Source organism: Bacillus sp. MAG717A, from assembly GCF_036884855.1.
Classification (GTDB): Bacteria; Bacillota; Bacilli; order Bacillales; family Bacillaceae; genus Bacillus; species Bacillus safensis.
This window is the reverse complement of sequence record NZ_CP145733.1, coordinates 122,711-138,005: the sequence shown is the minus strand read 5'-3', so window position 1 is coordinate 138,005 and position 15,295 is coordinate 122,711. Positions and strand designations below refer to the sequence as shown.

Here is a 15,295-nt window from a genome sequence, read left to right as displayed (position 1 = left end):
TGGGGTATCCTTCCATTTAAAGAAAACGACATAAACATACCAATATTTTAAAGTGTTAGTATATTTTTTTGCAGATTAGGGATTGACAGCTTTTTTTCACTCGTTTCGCTGTAACAACTATTACAAAAGTGTTACAATAATGAGTGGTAATTGTAAAAGATTGAAAAGGATGAGAGGAGCTACATAAGTGGGAGAGAAACAGCATCAAGGTGCTGCCGAGCAAAAAAGATTGAAGCGCCGGAACGCCTGGAGGATTAATCTCTTTTTCTTCGCTGTATTTAGTTTATTTGCTGGACTTGTGATCAAGCTTGGTGTGCTGCAAATCGTCAATGGTGAAGATTATAAAAAGCAAGCCAACCGAACAGAGGTCAAAACGGCATCATACCCATCTCCAAGAGGAAAAATGTATGACGCGAGAGGAAGAGTCGTCGTTGATAACGAAAGTGTACCTGCTATCGTTTATACATCAGAAAGCGGTGTGAAAGCGGAGGATAAGATTAAGGTAGCAAGAAAACTTGCGACTTATATAAAAATGGATACTGATTTTTTGAGAGAGCGTGACATTCGAGATTTTTGGCTGGCGAGCCATCCGAAAGAAGCGGATAAACTCATTTCAAAAGCGGAGAAAAAAGATATCGATGCAAAGGATGTCTATCCGCTTCAAGTAGAGCGTGTCCCAAAGAAAGAAGTCAAGGCGATTGAAAAGGATGCAGAGGAAAAAGCTGTTGCAGCGATCTACCGTAGATTTACAGGCGGATATGCCTTTGAACCTCAAATCGTGAAGGCAATGGACCCAAACGAAGAGAAAAAAGGGAACGAAAAAGTTGCTTTACTCGATGAAACGAAAGAATCAAAACAGACTTCATCCGTGAGTTTGACCTATGAAGAGATTTCACTTGTCTCAGAGCATCTTGATGAACTGCCAGGTGTGAACGTCATCAATGACTGGACAAGAAAATATCCGTATGAAAAGACCCTTTATAATGTACTTGGCGGTGTGACCACACCAGAGCAGGGGATTATAAAAGAGCGTGAAGATTACTATATGGCAAGAGGCTACTCGCGAAATGACCGTGTAGGGAAGAGCTATTTAGAATATCAATATGAGGATTTTCTGAACCCAGAGAAAGCAACCGTTCAATATACACAGGTTGGCGGGAAGCTGCTTGATGAAATCAAGCGGACAGAAGGACGAAGAGGACTTGATCTTGCGCTGACATTTGATATGGAGCTGCAAAAGGAAGTCGACAAAATCGTCGAATCAGAGCTTAGATCGGCCAGTGCGAGAAACTATATGATGGATCGTGCCTTTGTCGTCATGATGGATCCTCACACAGGGGATGTTCTCGCCATGTCGGGCAAGAAAATGGACGGCAGAGACGTCACAGATTATGCGATCGGAACATTTACGACTCAGTATGAAATGGGCTCTGTTGTCAAAGGAGCCACAGTACTTGGCGGTTATCAGGACGGGATGTCACACAACCAAGCCTATATGGATACACCGCTCTTTTTTGCAGGAAGTAATGGAAAGCCGAAACAGTCTTACAAAGTTCTTGGATGGGTTAACGACATTCAGGCACTCCAAAAAAGTTCCAACGTGTACATGTTCCAAGTAGCGATGAGAATGGCCGGCATTACCTATCAAAAGGATGGTCCGTTACCTGCAAGGCCAGAGCACTTACAAAAAATGAGAAACTACTATGCACAATTCGGTCTTGGCGTGAAAACAGGGATCGACCTGCCGCAGGAATCAAGCGGGATGCAGACGCATCCTAAGACGGTCGGCGGACTCTTACTTGATGAAGCAATTGGTCAGTATGACACGTATACACCACTTCAAGTGGCACAATACATGTCGACAATTGCCAATGGAGGCAGCCGTATTCAGCCAAGAGTAGTGAAAAGTGTTCATCTTCCAACGAAGAAGGATGAAGTAGGCCCAGTCGTAAAAAAATATGAGCCGAAGGTGCTGAACACGATTAACAACTCGAAAGCAGATATTGACCGCGTAAAAACGGGTCTGAAAATGGTCACATCAACAGGCGGAACAGCCGCTGGCCGGTTTGGTCAGCATGATGTCGCAGGAAAAACAGGTACGGCGCAAACGTTCTACTATGGTGCCAACCGCAGCTGGTGGGGAAATTCAACGTACAACTTAACCTTTGGAGGATATTATCCTTCTTCTAATCCAGAGGTGGCGTTTAGTGTCGTGACACCTTATGTCTCAGATAAAGATCCTGTTATTAAAAACATCCCAAGTAAAATTGTGGATAAGTACGTTGAATTACAAAAGAAATATGAAAAACAATAAACCGCAGGGAGCACAGCAGCAGAAAGTGCTCCCTTTTTGCTGAAAATATGGACGTTTCCCTCGATGACAGAAGGAAAATACGGGTTTTCTAGCGAATCTTTTTTATACATCAATCTAAGGACAACCCTAAAAAATGAAAAGGAGGGTCGGACGACGATGGAACAACAAATGAAAGATTCGAATCAATTGTATTCGAACATCGATTTACATGCCGTTCTTTCTTCTAATGGCCGCTTTCTCTACATTTCTTCCAACTGTAAGCAGCTTTTGCTCTATGAACAAAAGGATTTACTAGGGTGTTTTTTGAAAGACTTTGTTCATACCGAAGATCAATTTCTCGTCGAAAGTTATTTTTACAATCAGCACATGCTAGAGGTTTGCCACTTTAGACTGCTAAGAAGTGATCTGACAGCTGTATGGATCGAAGCAAGCATTGACTTTGTTGCTTGCGATGGGTTAGACGACGAAGTAAGTAGAGAAATGATCCTGAAAATGAGGGTGCTGGATACTGAGCCCCAAAAAGCAGCATTTCAAGAAGCATCAAAAGTAGTAGAACAGTCGCTAGGCAGTCTGCCGGCTTTCCAAAATGTCGGTGAAGCTGAACAATTGATTGCCATGCTGCCAAATCCGTTATGTATTACGACTTTAGGGAAAATTGTGTATGCGAATGATGCGATGCTGCAATTAATGGGGGTAAGTGCAAGAGATGACATGATCGGCAAGTCCGCGTTTGATTTTATTGCTGAAGAGTACCATGATATTGTTAGAAGCCGCATAACAAGGCTGCAGCAAGGCCTTCCAGTCGGAATGATTGAACAGATATGGAAGCGTCAAGATGGGAGCAGTATTCATATTGAGGTAAAGTCATCACCGACGATTTATCAAAATCAGCGGGCAGAGCTTTTGCTGCTCGTGGACATCTCATCCCGTAAAAAATTTCAAACCGTTCTTCAAAAAAGCCGGGAGCGGTATCAGCTGCTCATTCAAAACTCTATTGATACGATTGCAGTCATCCATGATCACAAATGGGTGTTTATGAATGAATCAGGCATTAAATTATTTGAAGCCGAGCATTACGATAAATTAATAGGAAAGGATATCTTTCATCAGATCCATTCCTGCGATCAACAGAAGGTCAAAAAGAGCTTATCACGTATTATTGAAAGAACATCAGATTCCGAGATTGTCACGATGAGCTGCCATACGTTTAAACATAAGCTGATTTATACAGAAATGGTATGTATCCCAACTACATTCTTTGGAGAAACAGCGGTTCAAATTATTTTAAGAGATATATCCGAACGTAAGCAGACAGAAGAGCTCATGCTCCGCTCAGAAAAATTATCGATCGCAGGTCAATTGGCGGCTGGCATTGCACATGAAATCAGAAACCCCTTGACCGCCATCAAAGGCTTTTTACAGCTCATTAAACCGAAAACAAAAGATCGAGATCAATACTTTGACATTGTTTTCTCTGAGCTAAGCCGAATAGAAATTATCTTGAGTGAGCTGCTAATGCTGGCGAAACCGCAGCAAACGTCCTCAATGCAGACGCTTGATTTGAAAAAAATCATCAGCGAAGTCACGGCCTTGTTAGAAACACAAGCGAACTTAAATGGCATTTTAATGAACACAAGTGAGATAGAGGATGGTCTTCTGATGAACGGGGATCAAAATCAGCTCAAGCAAGTGTTTATCAATTTAATCAAAAATGCCGTAGAATCCATGCCGGACGGAGGAAAGGTAGACATCACGGCCAAAGCAGAAAGTGATGGAATACTTGTCACCATTCGTGATGAAGGGGTCGGCATTCCTGAAACAGTTATGAAGCGGATTGGAGAGCCCTTTTTAACCACAAAGGAAAAAGGAACCGGACTTGGTCTCATGGTCACATTTAATATTTTAGAAAATCATAACGGGACGATCCGTGTAGATAGTCAGCCTGAAAAGGGCACCGTATTTCACATCATGTTTCCTGCAAAATAAAAACAACGGCAAGAGAGCCGTTGTTTCAATCTAGCGAATGAATGGAACGTTTTTCAAGTACAAATTGTTCTAGCCGGTCAAGTCCTTCTTTCAGCGTTTCAAGTGAATAAGCATAAGACAGGCGCACATACCCTTCGCCGAGTGGAGAGAAAGCAGAGCCTGGGACGACCGCAAGTCTTGTACTTTCTAACAGCTCCATGCAAAAATCAAAGGAACTCATCCCAAACGATTCAATGGATGGAAAAATATAAAAAGCGCCAGAAGGTTTAATCACCGGAAGCCCCATAGAAATGAGCCGATCATATACATAATCGAGTCTTTTCTTATATTGCTCTCTCATGATCAGTGCATCATCCACACCATTTGTCACAGCTTCAAGTGCTGCCTTTTGTGAGACAGCCGAGGCACAAGACACGTTATATTGATGTACTTTTAATACATGTTTAGCAATTGGAGCTGAAGCAAATAAAAAGCCAATTCTCCATCCAGTCATGCTATGAGATTTAGACAGTCCATTGATGACAATGGTCTGTTCTTTTAAGAAAGAGGCAATTGATTGATGCGGCCGGTCAAATGTCAGCTCGCTGTAGATTTCATCGGATAAAATAAAGATGTCTTTTCCTTCAAGGAGCTGGGCAATTTCTTTCAATTCGTCTTCTGAAAGCGTGACACCAGTCGGGTTTGAAGGGTAAGGAAGAACCACACACTTTGTCTTTTCCGTTAATGCATCCTCAATCAGCTTGGCATTCAATTTAAAGCCGGCATTCGTTGTGTCAATATGTACGGGCATGGCACCACACATTCGAATGATCGGTTCATATCCGGGGTATACAGGTCCAGGTAAAATGACCTCGTCTCCTTCTGTTAAAATGGTTCGAAACGCAGCATCAATTGCTTGACTTGCACCGGTCGTCACAATGATTTCTGACTCTGCATCATAATCAAGATTCACTTTCTTCTTGATATAATGCTGAATCGCTTGTCTTAGCTCTAGGAAACCAGCATTGTGAGTGTATGAGGTGAAATTCTCGTCAATGGCTGCTTTGGCAGCTGTTTTGACATGATGCGGCGTATAAAAATCGGGCTGACCTATCGTCAATGAAACGACATCCTCATATGACGATACGAGATTTGAAAATGTTCGAATGCCAGAAATTTCAATATCCTTTACTCTTGGATTCAGCAAATGCTCCATTTCTCATCACCTTAAAAATTTATGTTTTTATCCTATTTTACCATTCACTGCATAAATGTCACCTGCGAAAGGCACTGGATATCGTTATATGTAGTCTATTCTCCTATCCATCACCGCATGAGTGATATATTGAAGAAAGAGCAACATTTATTATAGCGTAACCTCAAGAGAAAATACAGGCTGTGATGAAGATGATTAGAAAACGTCAAAACTGAGTAAACTGAAAGAACGTGAGAATCAGGGTCATGGGAATTGCTTTCATAGACATACGATCTCCTAAAGGAGGACGATAGATGGAACAATCAGCGAAGACATCGAAAATCGCGTTTCTATCCGTGCTGAGCAACACATTTGTTGTCATTTTAAAAATCATTGTGGGTCTCTTAACCGGATCTGTTGCGGTTTTATCAGAAGCCATTCATTCGTTTCTCGATTTAATGGCGTCGTTTATTGCATTTATTTCTGTTCGTATTTCAAGAAAGCCAGCAGATTATAAACATCCTTATGGACATGGAAAAGTCGAAAATATTTCTGGAACGATTGAGACCCTGCTGATTTTCGTTGCTGGCATTTGGATTATATACGAATGTGTTCACAAATTAATGCATCCAGAGCCAGTTAAGCTGCCCGTGCTTGGCATTGTGGTCATGCTGCTAGGCGCGCTCATCAATTTTGTTGTATCGAGGATTGTGAACAAAGAGGCTGAGCGAGTACATTCAGTCGCCATGAAATCAAATGCATTGCACCTTTTAACGGATGTGTATACGTCACTAGGGGTGGCATTCAGTTTATTGCTTGTAGCATTAACCGACTGGTATTTCCTAGACCCGATCATTGGAATGATTCTGGCCCTCTTTATTATGCGTGAAGCGTTTAAACTCATGAAGGAAGCCTTCCCGCCGCTTGTTGATGCTCGTTTAACACCAGAGGAAGAACAATCAATTGAAGCGATCATTCAAGGATTCAGTCAAGAATTCATTGAATATCATGACTTTCGAACAAGGCGGTCTGGTGCAGAGGAATATATTGATTTCCATTTGATTGTAGATGGAAAGACAACCATTGAAGATGTTCACCAATTATGTGATCGAATTGAAGAGAAGATTCAGCTCGAATTTCCGCATGCGCAAATCTTTATTCATGTGGAACCTGAAAGTGAAAGAAGCTCACAAACGTAAAAAAGGCGATCAACCTATTCTCGAGGTTGTATCGCCTTTTTTTACGCTTCATCTATGAAATGAAATCAATATCCATAAGCAGTATCGTAGTCTTCGTACCAAGAGATATAAACTGTGTCTTCGTTTGACAAACCATGCTTCATATCTAAATAATCAGCTTCGCAAATATCTTCAATTACAGTCATTTCGTTGTTCTTTAATAATACGACAGTTCCCATCATGAACACCTTTCTTTAAAAAATCCTTGACTATTGTACCATTTGAAGAATCATTGTCAACAGAAGAATGGAAACAAGACGAAAATATCACAAAATGTTAAAAAATCAGGAGGTAAAAGAACTAGAAGTGCCATGATTTTCACAAATTTTCAGTATTTATTCACATAAATCATTTAGATCAAACTGATCTAAAATGTATGTAAAAATGTAAAGCTGCATTGATCTTGCTATATTCATAGGATATAATAACGAATGATTATAAGAAATTTATAGAAAACATACATAATAAAGGAGAAATAGGATGGAAACCAACATAACAGAACCACACATTCTAGAAAAGAAGCATCCTGAGCTAGCAGGCGTAGGCTATCGTTTTCTTGCACATCTTTTGGACGGTATCATTATTAGTGTACCATTTTCATTCATTGTATTTATTCTGGCAACACTCTTTTTTGTCTCAAGCCCTGAGGCGGCATTTTTAATGTATGATGATAGCTATTACTATTCTTCAACGGTGATTACGGATGAAGAATGGGCAGTCATTATGGGCCTTATCTTTTTCTATGGCGTAACGATCTTAGTCGGTATCGCGGTGACTTGGCTGTATTATGCGATCATGGAATCATCAAAGCTGCAAGGAACTCTTGGCAAGATGGCTCTTGGAATCAAAGTGACAAAAGTCACGGGTGAAAAGGTCACGTTCGGGCGCGCGACAGGCCGCTTTTTTGCAAAAGGCTTTTTGTCTCCAATCTTATGTATTGGCTACATCATTGCGTTTTTCACAGAAAAAAAACAAGCACTTCACGATTTGATTGCAAGTACCATTGTCGTAAAGAAATAATGAAAAGAAGCACCTCTGCTATATAGTAAGGGGTGCTTTTTGTATAGATTGCTTGTATGGAAGAGGGAAACGTCACATAAAGTAGAATGATAGTGAAAATAAAGCAGAGAAGGGAGTCAATCTATTGAAAAGAGGGAAAATGACTGTTCAGAAAAAAGGGGCAGGCTTCGGGCTGTTTTTGACAGCACCTGTGTTAGCCTGGGCGTTTTATGATTTTGCAAATACGATCTTTTCATCAAATATGATCACCATTTTCTTCCCGTTTTACTTGCAGGAAACGATCGGGGACAGTGCGAGAATGGACCAGATCGCAAGTACCTTTATTTCTTATGCAAACGCATTAGCCAGCTTTTTTCTCGTCATTTTTACACCTTTATACGGAGTGCTGATTGATCGAACAGGAAAAAAGAAACGCTACATTACGGTGTTTACGTTCATATGTATTACTTGTACGGTGTTGATGGGGATTTTTGCTGGGATTGATTTCTCAAGTGAGTGGTTTGGGCTGCCTGTTTCTTTATTGGTCGTGGTCACCTTGTTTGTGATCGCAAAGTTTTTTTATCATTCTAGTCTGGTTTTCTATGACACCATTTTGCCCGATCTTGGGACAAAGGAAGAAATCCCGCTTATTTCAGGATTTGGTATCGCCATTGGCTATTTAGGAACACTTGTCGGTCTCTCTGTTTATTTACTTGTTGGCAATGACCAGTTTCATGAAGCATTTATTCCGACAGCTCTTTTATTCCTTCTCTTTTTTCTACCCTTTCTCTTTTTTGTAAAAGATCCTCATCCGCTGCCTCAGCGAGAGAAAAAGGCGTCTTTTTTCAGCGGGTATAAAGAGATTATTCACACGTTTAAAGAGATGAAAAAGTACAAGCCAGCTTTTATTTTTATGATCGCCTTCTTTTTTATGAATGATGCCTTACAAACAGCCATAGCGATGATGGCTGTTTATGCCAAAATCATCATTGGCTTTACCGCTGGGCAATTTATTTTGCTCTATCTTGTGTCGACCATTTCAAGTATCATTGGCTCCTTTCTGTTTGGTTATATCACAAAAGCGATAGGGGCAAAGCGATCGATTACAGTCGTGTATGTCATATTAATTGCTGCGCTTATCTTGGCTGTAACAGCGACAACCGAATGGATATTCTGGATAGCGGGCAGTTTATTTGGGATTTCACTTGGCGCAAGCTGGGGGGCATCACGAATCTTGATTATTGAACTGACACCGAAGGAAAAGAGGGGACAGTTTTTTGGCCTCTTTGCATTCTCAGGGAAGGTGTCTTCCATTATCGGGCCCATTATTTATGGCTCAGTTACCCTGCTGTTTGCAGAGCACGGAAATCTCGCAAGCCGCCTTGCATTAGGGTCTTTGCTCATCCTTGCAGCGATAGGACTTGTGATTCATCAATTCGTTCGAGAGAAAGCGTAAAGAAACGTCAACTTTTTACCTATGCTGCCGATATAAAAAGTACAATCTTATATTGAAGAATAGAGGGATTTCCGTGGCTTTAAACAAACAAGAAATTTTACTTGACTCTGGTACCAATGAATTGGAAATTGTGAAGTTTGAAATTGGTGCAAATCAATTCGGCATTAACGTCATGAAAGTAAGAGAAATCATTCAGCCGGTTGAGGTGACGGTTGTACCTCACTCTCACCAAGATGTAGAAGGGATGATTAGTTTACGAGGCGAGATTTTACCAGTCATCAATCTATTTTCCTTTTTTAATGTCGAGTCAGATCAGTCAGAACAAGAGAAATATATTGTGACTGAATTCAACCAACGGAAATTTGTGTTCCATACAGGAACGGTATCACAAATTCACCGCGTCAGCTGGGAAGAGATTGAGAAGCCGACTGCACTCAATCAAGGGATGGACCGTCATTTAACGGGCATCATTAAGCTTGATGAAAAAATGATTTTCCTTCCAGATTACGAAAAAATCATTTATGATATTGAATCCGCTTCTGGTGTTGATACGTATCATATGTTTGACGGTGAGAAAGACGAGAGAAGAACAGGGAAGAAGCTGTATGTCGTTGAAGATTCTCCGCTTCTCATGCGTTTATTAACAAATGAACTAACCGAAGCAGGCTATAAAAACATTGTGACCTTTGAAGATGGCAAACAGGCATATGATCATGTCATGGATCTTGTCAGTAAAGGAATCAGTGTGACAGAAGAAATTGATATGATTATTACGGATATTGAAATGCCTAAAATGGATGGCCACCGGCTAACAAAACTGCTGAAGGACAATCCTTTAACAAATTCCATTCCGATTCTTATTTTCTCTTCGTTAATCACTGAAGATTTGCGTCATAAAGGGGAAACGATCGGTGCAGATGATCAAATCAGTAAACCAGAAATTCATCAGCTGATTGAAAAGGTCGATCATTTTATTATTTAAACAAAAAACCACTCGGCATGAGTGGTTTTTTTCTGTTTAAAAATAACTTTCCCCGAGTCGTTTGAAGACGGGTTTTGTGTAATGTGATTTTTGTTTTGTGGCGGCAGGTTTTTCTTTTAAACCGACATACGCTTGAAGTATTTGCTTTGCTCGGTTTAATGACATATTCGCTTTCGGATTGCGATATGATTGATTTAAATTTCCTAAGTGTGGCAAAAATTCGAAGTCTTCTTTCGTTGGTGGCAGGTGAAAATAATAATCTCCAATTTCAATCAGCACGTCGGACTGTTGTTGACTATACTTGGGATTGTTAGAGAAATGTAGGCCCACTTTTCTTCCTTTACCTTCTTGCAATAGTTTTTGCAGCGCGCGTTTTTTCAAAAGATAAAGAAACTTGGGGTTTGGTGCGGTTTTAGCATGGCGGTTAACAGTATAAATGGCTTTTGCGATGTTTTCTGCTGTAGGTTCTATGTCTTTAGTATGAGCATAATCGTCCATTTTTTCTCTCCTTTGTCTTTCGTCTTCCTGTGCTTAGTATAAATTATACGTTTTAATTAGTAAATTGCAAATAGAGTTATTGTAAAAAGCGATAGCATTCTCATCGCTTGTATTTACAATTGTTATTCATGATGGGTCTAAAACACCTTCTGTATTTTAGAAAACATGCTATCTTGCATTATTTTTCTTCTATCCGTTTTTTTGGAGAGAATCCAGCTGTTTTAATTTTCTATATGCTAAAGGTGTCGTATTTTTTATTCTTTTAAACATATTGATAAAATAGCTTGTGCTGTTGAAGCCTACTTGGTAGGCGATTTCTGTAATATTGAAATCCGTTTCTTGGAGCAGGACGAGGCTTTGCTGAATTCTATATTCATTTACATAATGCATGGGTGATTTCTTTAAAATGTCTTTGAAGGATCTGCAGCATTCTGAGCGGCTTAACTGTCCTGCACGAGCAATATCTTCGAGAAGGATCTTTTCATGATAATGCTGGTGAATCCAATTCAGCATTTGTTTCATCCGTTCATTTTTATCGTGTTTACGCGCATCATGTTTCATTTGGAAGCCATTTTGTAATAAGCTTTTCCAAATGGTGATAAGCTGAATATTGAGTTCAAGTTCATAATATACCGGAGTTTCATCAATTAATTGTTGAATGATTTGAATGCATTGATAGATCTGCTTTGGCCAGTGATCTTTTCGGTTGAATAAAATATAAGGTGTTTGGCTCGCATGCATATAAGGGTGGACAAATGTGGTGAATAATTCATTCGCTGTGATGAAATAGGGAGAAACATTTAAACAAACATAAGTACATGCCGTCCCATTCGCATCTTTTGCCATGTGCAGGCAGCCACTATTGATAAAAATGCCATCTCCTTGCTTTAAACATAATGTTTCTTCATTGATATGAAATTCAGCTTCACCCTCTAAAATAAAGACAAATTGAAACTCGTCATGCCAGTGAAGAGGGATGTAGCCGCTTCTAAGATGACGAATTTTCGTATGATAAATAGCAATAGGCCATGTTGTCGTAGAATGCTCCGTTAATTCTTTCAGGTTGTAGTCAATCAGAAAATGATGGTTGTGCATAATTCTCCTCAATATTCTTTTATTTTTATGTTCAATTGATATATCAATATGTAACAAAGTGAACTACTATCAACTATATTATCATGATTTGTTGAGAATTGAGGAGAATGAAAATGAATAGGAGAAAGGGAATTTTACTTGTACTCATAGGCGCTATCTGCTGGGGAGTAGGAGGAACAATTTCACAAAAATTGTTTCAGCAATATGGGATTGATGTCAATTGGCTTGTGACGGTTCGGCTGCTCATTTCAGGGGGATTGCTTTTATTTGTTCATGTGATGACAAAAGAAAAAACACATCTGTTCGGTGTGTGGCAAAAGAAGAGGACAGCGATGCAAGTCCTTCTATTTGGGCTAATGGGTATGCTGGCTGTTCAATATACTTATATGGCATCCATTCAACATGGAAATGCTGCTGTGGCAACGCTGCTGCAGTATACAGCCCCTGTCATGATTATCGTGTATTTGGTCATTCGCAGGCAATCAACCTTCACTAGAAGAGATTTGGTTACAGTGGTATTGGCTTTAGCGGGCATGTTTTTCTTATTGACGAATGGTTCTATTTCAACATTAACCGTTCCATTTGTGGCAGTGATTTGGGGAATACTATCGGCTGTGGCGCTCTCGTTTTATACGTTATATCCGATCAGCCTGTTAAAACAATTCGACTCTCTAGTGGTTGTCGGCTGGGCGATGCTTATAGGAGGAGGCGCCCTTAGCTTGATCCATCCTCCATGGAAGGTCAATCTCACTCATTTACCTTTTGAAGCGTATGTCTATTTATTGTTTGTGGTCATATTTGGAACGATGATCGCTTTTTGGTTTTACATAGAAAGTTTGCAATACTTATCACCAAAAGAGTCGAGCTTAATTGGAAGTGTTGAGCCCCTTGCAGCAGTCGTCACGACTGTTTTCTGGTTAAAAGAGCCATTCGGACTTTTCCAATGGATAGGGACAGCTTGTATTGTCTATATGATTTTATTCTTGGCATTGTATCAGCCGAAAAAATGAGCGGGATGGGTGATGAACAATAGAAGGAATGATAAGAATAATTGACTTGATGAAATATAAACAAAGTGAACTATTAGTTCGTGATAACTACCTATTTATCAAAATGGGTAGTTTCTCAAATAATATTTTTTTATATATGCAGTCCACCATATGCGGGTATATGTGATGCATACAGGATAAATTATTTTGTATGAATAGAATAAGCGCAATAAAAACAACCATTAAAGTCAGTTTCATTCGTCATTTGTTTGGCTTCATCCATGGCGCTTTCACCATTCATGTGCAGGCCAATCAACGTACGGCTTGCAGCATCGCCTAAAAATGCACAATCTTCTGTATGTACAACAAACTGTCCCTGTTCATTTTTAGTATGAATAAAATAGTAACTTTTTAGCATTTCTTTCACCTCCAACCTGACTATCCTACTATAAAACATTTAAAGATGTAAAGGAATTTTATTGTGAAAAACAAGAAAAAATGGATCAATAAAGCAAGCCTTCAAGCAGATTCTCTCAACAGAGGAAATGCATGAAGGACGTTTCAGCAATGAAAAAAGGACTTTCCTGAAAAGAAAGTCCTTTTTGCTATTTACTTATTGAACTCCCCCTTTTAGTTCACGCTGCACGTCTAAGTCGGCAGCTTCTCTGCTGAACTTTGGCAGTGTAATGAAGTAAAAAAGGAAGACAAGTAAAATAATAAAGCCCATTCCGTAATAAATATAAGAAACATTTGTGATGAGTTTTGGAAATAATACCGCAATCAGACCTAATGTCATCGATTGAGCAAACATAGTGAGCGGATCAACCCATCCTGACACACGGCCCATCAATCGAGGATGGACGATTCTAGGCAGCCAGCCGCCAATGACAATGTTGACTGGACCAATGCATGTACCAATGACAAATGATGTGACATAAAACAGCCATAATGTATGGGTAGAACCAAGGACAAAAATCAAAATACCTGCGACCAGAATAGGAATCGACATGAGATATTGCATCTTTACCTTTTTAGCGAGGACAGAGCCCATTAAGCTTCCAACGAGCAATCCTGCACCAATCGCAATGGTAAAGAAGGATGTATGCAGTTCAAAATGGTCTGGTGAAAGTCCATATTTCATTGTAAACATCGGAAGAACGGCAAATGCACCATTGACTAGACCGAAAACAAAAAAGCCAAAAATTAAAGAAGCCAATAATTTATTTTTTAAAATATACAGTATGCCTTCTTTAAAATCTTTCAGAGACGTTTTGATGGTCATCCCTCTCCAGCCAGCTTGTCCATTTGGCTGACGCGCTTCAATTGGAATGTTACATGAACGAATCAGGATGCCTGAAATAATAAAGCTGACCAAATCAATTGTAATGGCACCGTGAAGTCCAATCGTCTTATACATAATGGCACCGAGTCCAACGCCAAATACCATAAATAAACTAAACAGCATTTGATTTAAGCCAGCGGCTTTTGCATATTGATCTTTATTTAAAATGGCCTGAACGAGAGAAGCTTCAGCTGGATAGAAGAACTTCGTAATGGCACTTCGAATGAACAAGATCAAGAAAATAAGTGGCAGTGAATTAAAATAAATAACGATAAATAATACAATCGTCAGCCCAGCTCGTATCCAATCACAGTTCTCTGCGACTTTTTTACGATCAAAACGGTCTGCGACCACACCGACCATAAAAAAGACAAAGACGGTAGGAAGAGAATACATAAGTTCAGCCAATGTGGCGTATGCGGGCTGATGACTAAAATGGTCGAGCAAATAAAAGGCAAACGCCATATTGCCGACTGTTGTCCCCATTTGCGAAGCAAGTGCCGCAAAAAAGAGACGAACAAAATTTCTGTTTTTAAAAATATCCATAAATACGCTCCTTAACCTGAAGATCCCACTTTATATCATATAAAATTTTAACCATTCGTACAATTGATTTCATCTACTGGCTAATGGTCACAGGTGTTCCGTTTGGAACGAGTGAAGCAAGCTCGATGACATTCTGATTATACATGCGAATGCATCCTCTAGAAACAGCTTTACCAATTGAAGACGGGTTATTCGTACCGTGAATGCCGTAATGAATTTTTGAGAGGCTCAGCCAATAAACGCCAAAGGGACCTCCTGGATTTGGCTGTCTGTTGACAATATAATAAGAACCTGTTGGTGTCATATTTAAAATTTTCCCTGTTGCAATCGGATACGAACGAATAAGCTGTGATCCAGAAAACAAAACGAGACGTTTCGTTGAAATCGAAACAAAGATGCGGTATGGGATCGTATTAGGATCTGGCAAACCAGGTATGATGATGACTTCATTTTGTTCAGGCTCGCGAGCTTGAAGTGACGGATTTGCAGCCTTTAAGGCATCTGTTGTTGTTCGAAAATCAAGCGCTATAGAAGCAAGAGTTTCTCCTCTTTTCACCGTGTATCGCAGCACCAAAGTACACTCCTTTTACTCAAATAAAAGAAGCCATGATGCCGTCACTTGACATACTATATGGACGGAATCAGGCCCAGTAAGGTTTCTCCTAACATTTGTCAT

14 protein-coding genes are annotated in these 15,295 nt (G+C 39.9%); 7 read left to right on the top strand and 7 right to left on the bottom strand.

Features of this window, described 5'->3' with window-relative positions; all coding sequences use genetic code 11:
* The first annotated feature begins 187 nt into the window (after positions 1-187).
* Complete coding sequence (locus V6Z54_RS00715; protein ID WP_338527601.1) at positions 188-2,314, top strand: penicillin-binding protein 2; 2,127 nt, start codon at positions 188-190, stop codon at positions 2,312-2,314.
* Positions 2,315-2,470: 156 nt separating this feature from the next.
* Positions 2,471-4,300, top strand: a complete 1,830-nt coding sequence (locus V6Z54_RS00710; protein WP_073979425.1) for a PAS domain-containing sensor histidine kinase — start codon at positions 2,471-2,473, stop codon at positions 4,298-4,300.
* A 25-nt stretch (positions 4,301-4,325) separates the two neighbouring features.
* Here the strand turns inward: V6Z54_RS00710 and V6Z54_RS00705 are convergent, their stop codons facing one another.
* On the bottom strand, positions 4,326-5,495 hold the full coding sequence (locus V6Z54_RS00705; protein ID WP_041085002.1) for an aminotransferase A: 1,170 nt from the start codon (positions 5,493-5,495) through the stop codon (positions 4,326-4,328).
* A gap of 293 nt (positions 5,496-5,788) precedes the next feature.
* Between V6Z54_RS00705 and V6Z54_RS00700 the strand changes: the two genes are divergently transcribed.
* On the top strand, positions 5,789-6,673 hold the full coding sequence (locus V6Z54_RS00700; RefSeq protein ID WP_338527600.1) for a cation diffusion facilitator family transporter: 885 nt from the start codon (positions 5,789-5,791) through the stop codon (positions 6,671-6,673).
* 65 nt (positions 6,674-6,738) lie between these two features.
* Here V6Z54_RS00700 and V6Z54_RS00695 read toward each other — a convergent pair whose 3' ends face one another.
* Positions 6,739-6,891 carry a hypothetical protein gene (locus V6Z54_RS00695; protein WP_269103701.1) on the bottom strand — a complete coding sequence of 51 codons (153 nt, stop codon included), beginning with the start codon at positions 6,889-6,891 and terminating at the stop codon, positions 6,739-6,741.
* A 301-nt stretch (positions 6,892-7,192) separates the two neighbouring features.
* Here V6Z54_RS00695 and V6Z54_RS00690 point away from each other — a divergent pair, with 301 nt between their 5' ends.
* The 3 genes from V6Z54_RS00690 to V6Z54_RS00680 all read left to right on the top strand — a co-directional run bounded on the left by V6Z54_RS00690 (position 7,193) and on the right by V6Z54_RS00680 (position 10,149).
* Positions 7,193-7,732: an RDD family protein gene (locus V6Z54_RS00690; protein WP_073979427.1), complete on the top strand. Its 540-nt coding sequence runs from the start codon at positions 7,193-7,195 to the stop codon at positions 7,730-7,732.
* Positions 7,733-7,856: 124 nt separating this feature from the next.
* Positions 7,857-9,167, top strand: coding sequence for an MFS transporter (locus V6Z54_RS00685; RefSeq protein ID WP_041085000.1), 1,311 nt, complete (start codon positions 7,857-7,859; stop codon positions 9,165-9,167).
* A 73-nt stretch (positions 9,168-9,240) separates the two neighbouring features.
* Entirely contained in the window at positions 9,241-10,149 is a 909-nt protein-coding gene (locus V6Z54_RS00680) for a chemotaxis protein (RefSeq protein WP_024424709.1), read from the top strand.
* Positions 10,150-10,185: 36 nt separating this feature from the next.
* Here the strand turns inward: V6Z54_RS00680 and V6Z54_RS00675 are convergent, their stop codons facing one another.
* Positions 10,186-10,647, bottom strand: coding sequence for a YkyB family protein (locus tag V6Z54_RS00675; RefSeq protein WP_041084999.1), 462 nt, complete (start codon positions 10,645-10,647; stop codon positions 10,186-10,188).
* A 189-nt stretch (positions 10,648-10,836) separates the two neighbouring features.
* Entirely contained in the window at positions 10,837-11,742 is a 906-nt protein-coding gene (locus V6Z54_RS00670; protein WP_338527599.1) for an AraC family transcriptional regulator, read from the bottom strand.
* A gap of 113 nt (positions 11,743-11,855) precedes the next feature.
* Between V6Z54_RS00670 and V6Z54_RS00665 the strand changes: the two genes are divergently transcribed.
* Positions 11,856-12,752, top strand: a complete 897-nt coding sequence (locus tag V6Z54_RS00665; protein WP_338527598.1) for an EamA family transporter — start codon at positions 11,856-11,858, stop codon at positions 12,750-12,752.
* A gap of 181 nt (positions 12,753-12,933) precedes the next feature.
* On the opposite strand, the gene V6Z54_RS00660 is transcribed toward V6Z54_RS00665, so the two are convergent.
* From V6Z54_RS00660 to V6Z54_RS00650, 3 genes are all read right to left on the bottom strand, one after another.
* Entirely contained in the window at positions 12,934-13,149 is a 216-nt protein-coding gene (locus tag V6Z54_RS00660; RefSeq protein ID WP_039178134.1) for a hypothetical protein, read from the bottom strand.
* A 195-nt stretch (positions 13,150-13,344) separates the two neighbouring features.
* Positions 13,345-14,619: an MFS transporter gene (locus V6Z54_RS00655; RefSeq protein WP_338527597.1), complete on the bottom strand. Its 1,275-nt coding sequence runs from the start codon at positions 14,617-14,619 to the stop codon at positions 13,345-13,347.
* A gap of 73 nt (positions 14,620-14,692) precedes the next feature.
* Entirely contained in the window at positions 14,693-15,190 is a 498-nt protein-coding gene (locus tag V6Z54_RS00650; protein WP_338527596.1) for a L,D-transpeptidase family protein, read from the bottom strand.
* Between the last annotated feature and the right edge of the window lie 105 nt (positions 15,191-15,295).

Bases quoted from the DNA above. Each gene is read 5' to 3' on its own strand.
- V6Z54_RS00665 (WP_338527598.1), top strand. From the start codon at position 11,856: ATGAATAGGAGAAAGGGAATTTTACTTGTACTCATAGGCGCTATCTGC.
- V6Z54_RS00695 (WP_269103701.1), bottom strand. From the start codon at position 6,891: ATGGGAACTGTCGTATTATTAAAGAACAACGAAATGACTGTAATTGAA.
- V6Z54_RS00690 (WP_073979427.1), top strand. From the start codon at position 7,193: ATGGAAACCAACATAACAGAACCACACATTCTAGAAAAGAAGCATCCT.
- V6Z54_RS00660 (WP_039178134.1), bottom strand. From the start codon at position 13,149: ATGCTAAAAAGTTACTATTTTATTCATACTAAAAATGAACAGGGACAG.
- V6Z54_RS00705 (WP_041085002.1), bottom strand. From the start codon at position 5,495: ATGGAGCATTTGCTGAATCCAAGAGTAAAGGATATTGAAATTTCTGGC.
- V6Z54_RS00655 (WP_338527597.1), bottom strand. From the start codon at position 14,619: ATGGATATTTTTAAAAACAGAAATTTTGTTCGTCTCTTTTTTGCGGCA.
- V6Z54_RS00675 (WP_041084999.1), bottom strand. From the start codon at position 10,647: ATGGACGATTATGCTCATACTAAAGACATAGAACCTACAGCAGAAAAC.
- V6Z54_RS00710 (WP_073979425.1), top strand. From the start codon at position 2,471: ATGGAACAACAAATGAAAGATTCGAATCAATTGTATTCGAACATCGAT.
- V6Z54_RS00700 (WP_338527600.1), top strand. From the start codon at position 5,789: ATGGAACAATCAGCGAAGACATCGAAAATCGCGTTTCTATCCGTGCTG.
- V6Z54_RS00670 (WP_338527599.1), bottom strand. From the start codon at position 11,742: ATGCACAACCATCATTTTCTGATTGACTACAACCTGAAAGAATTAACG.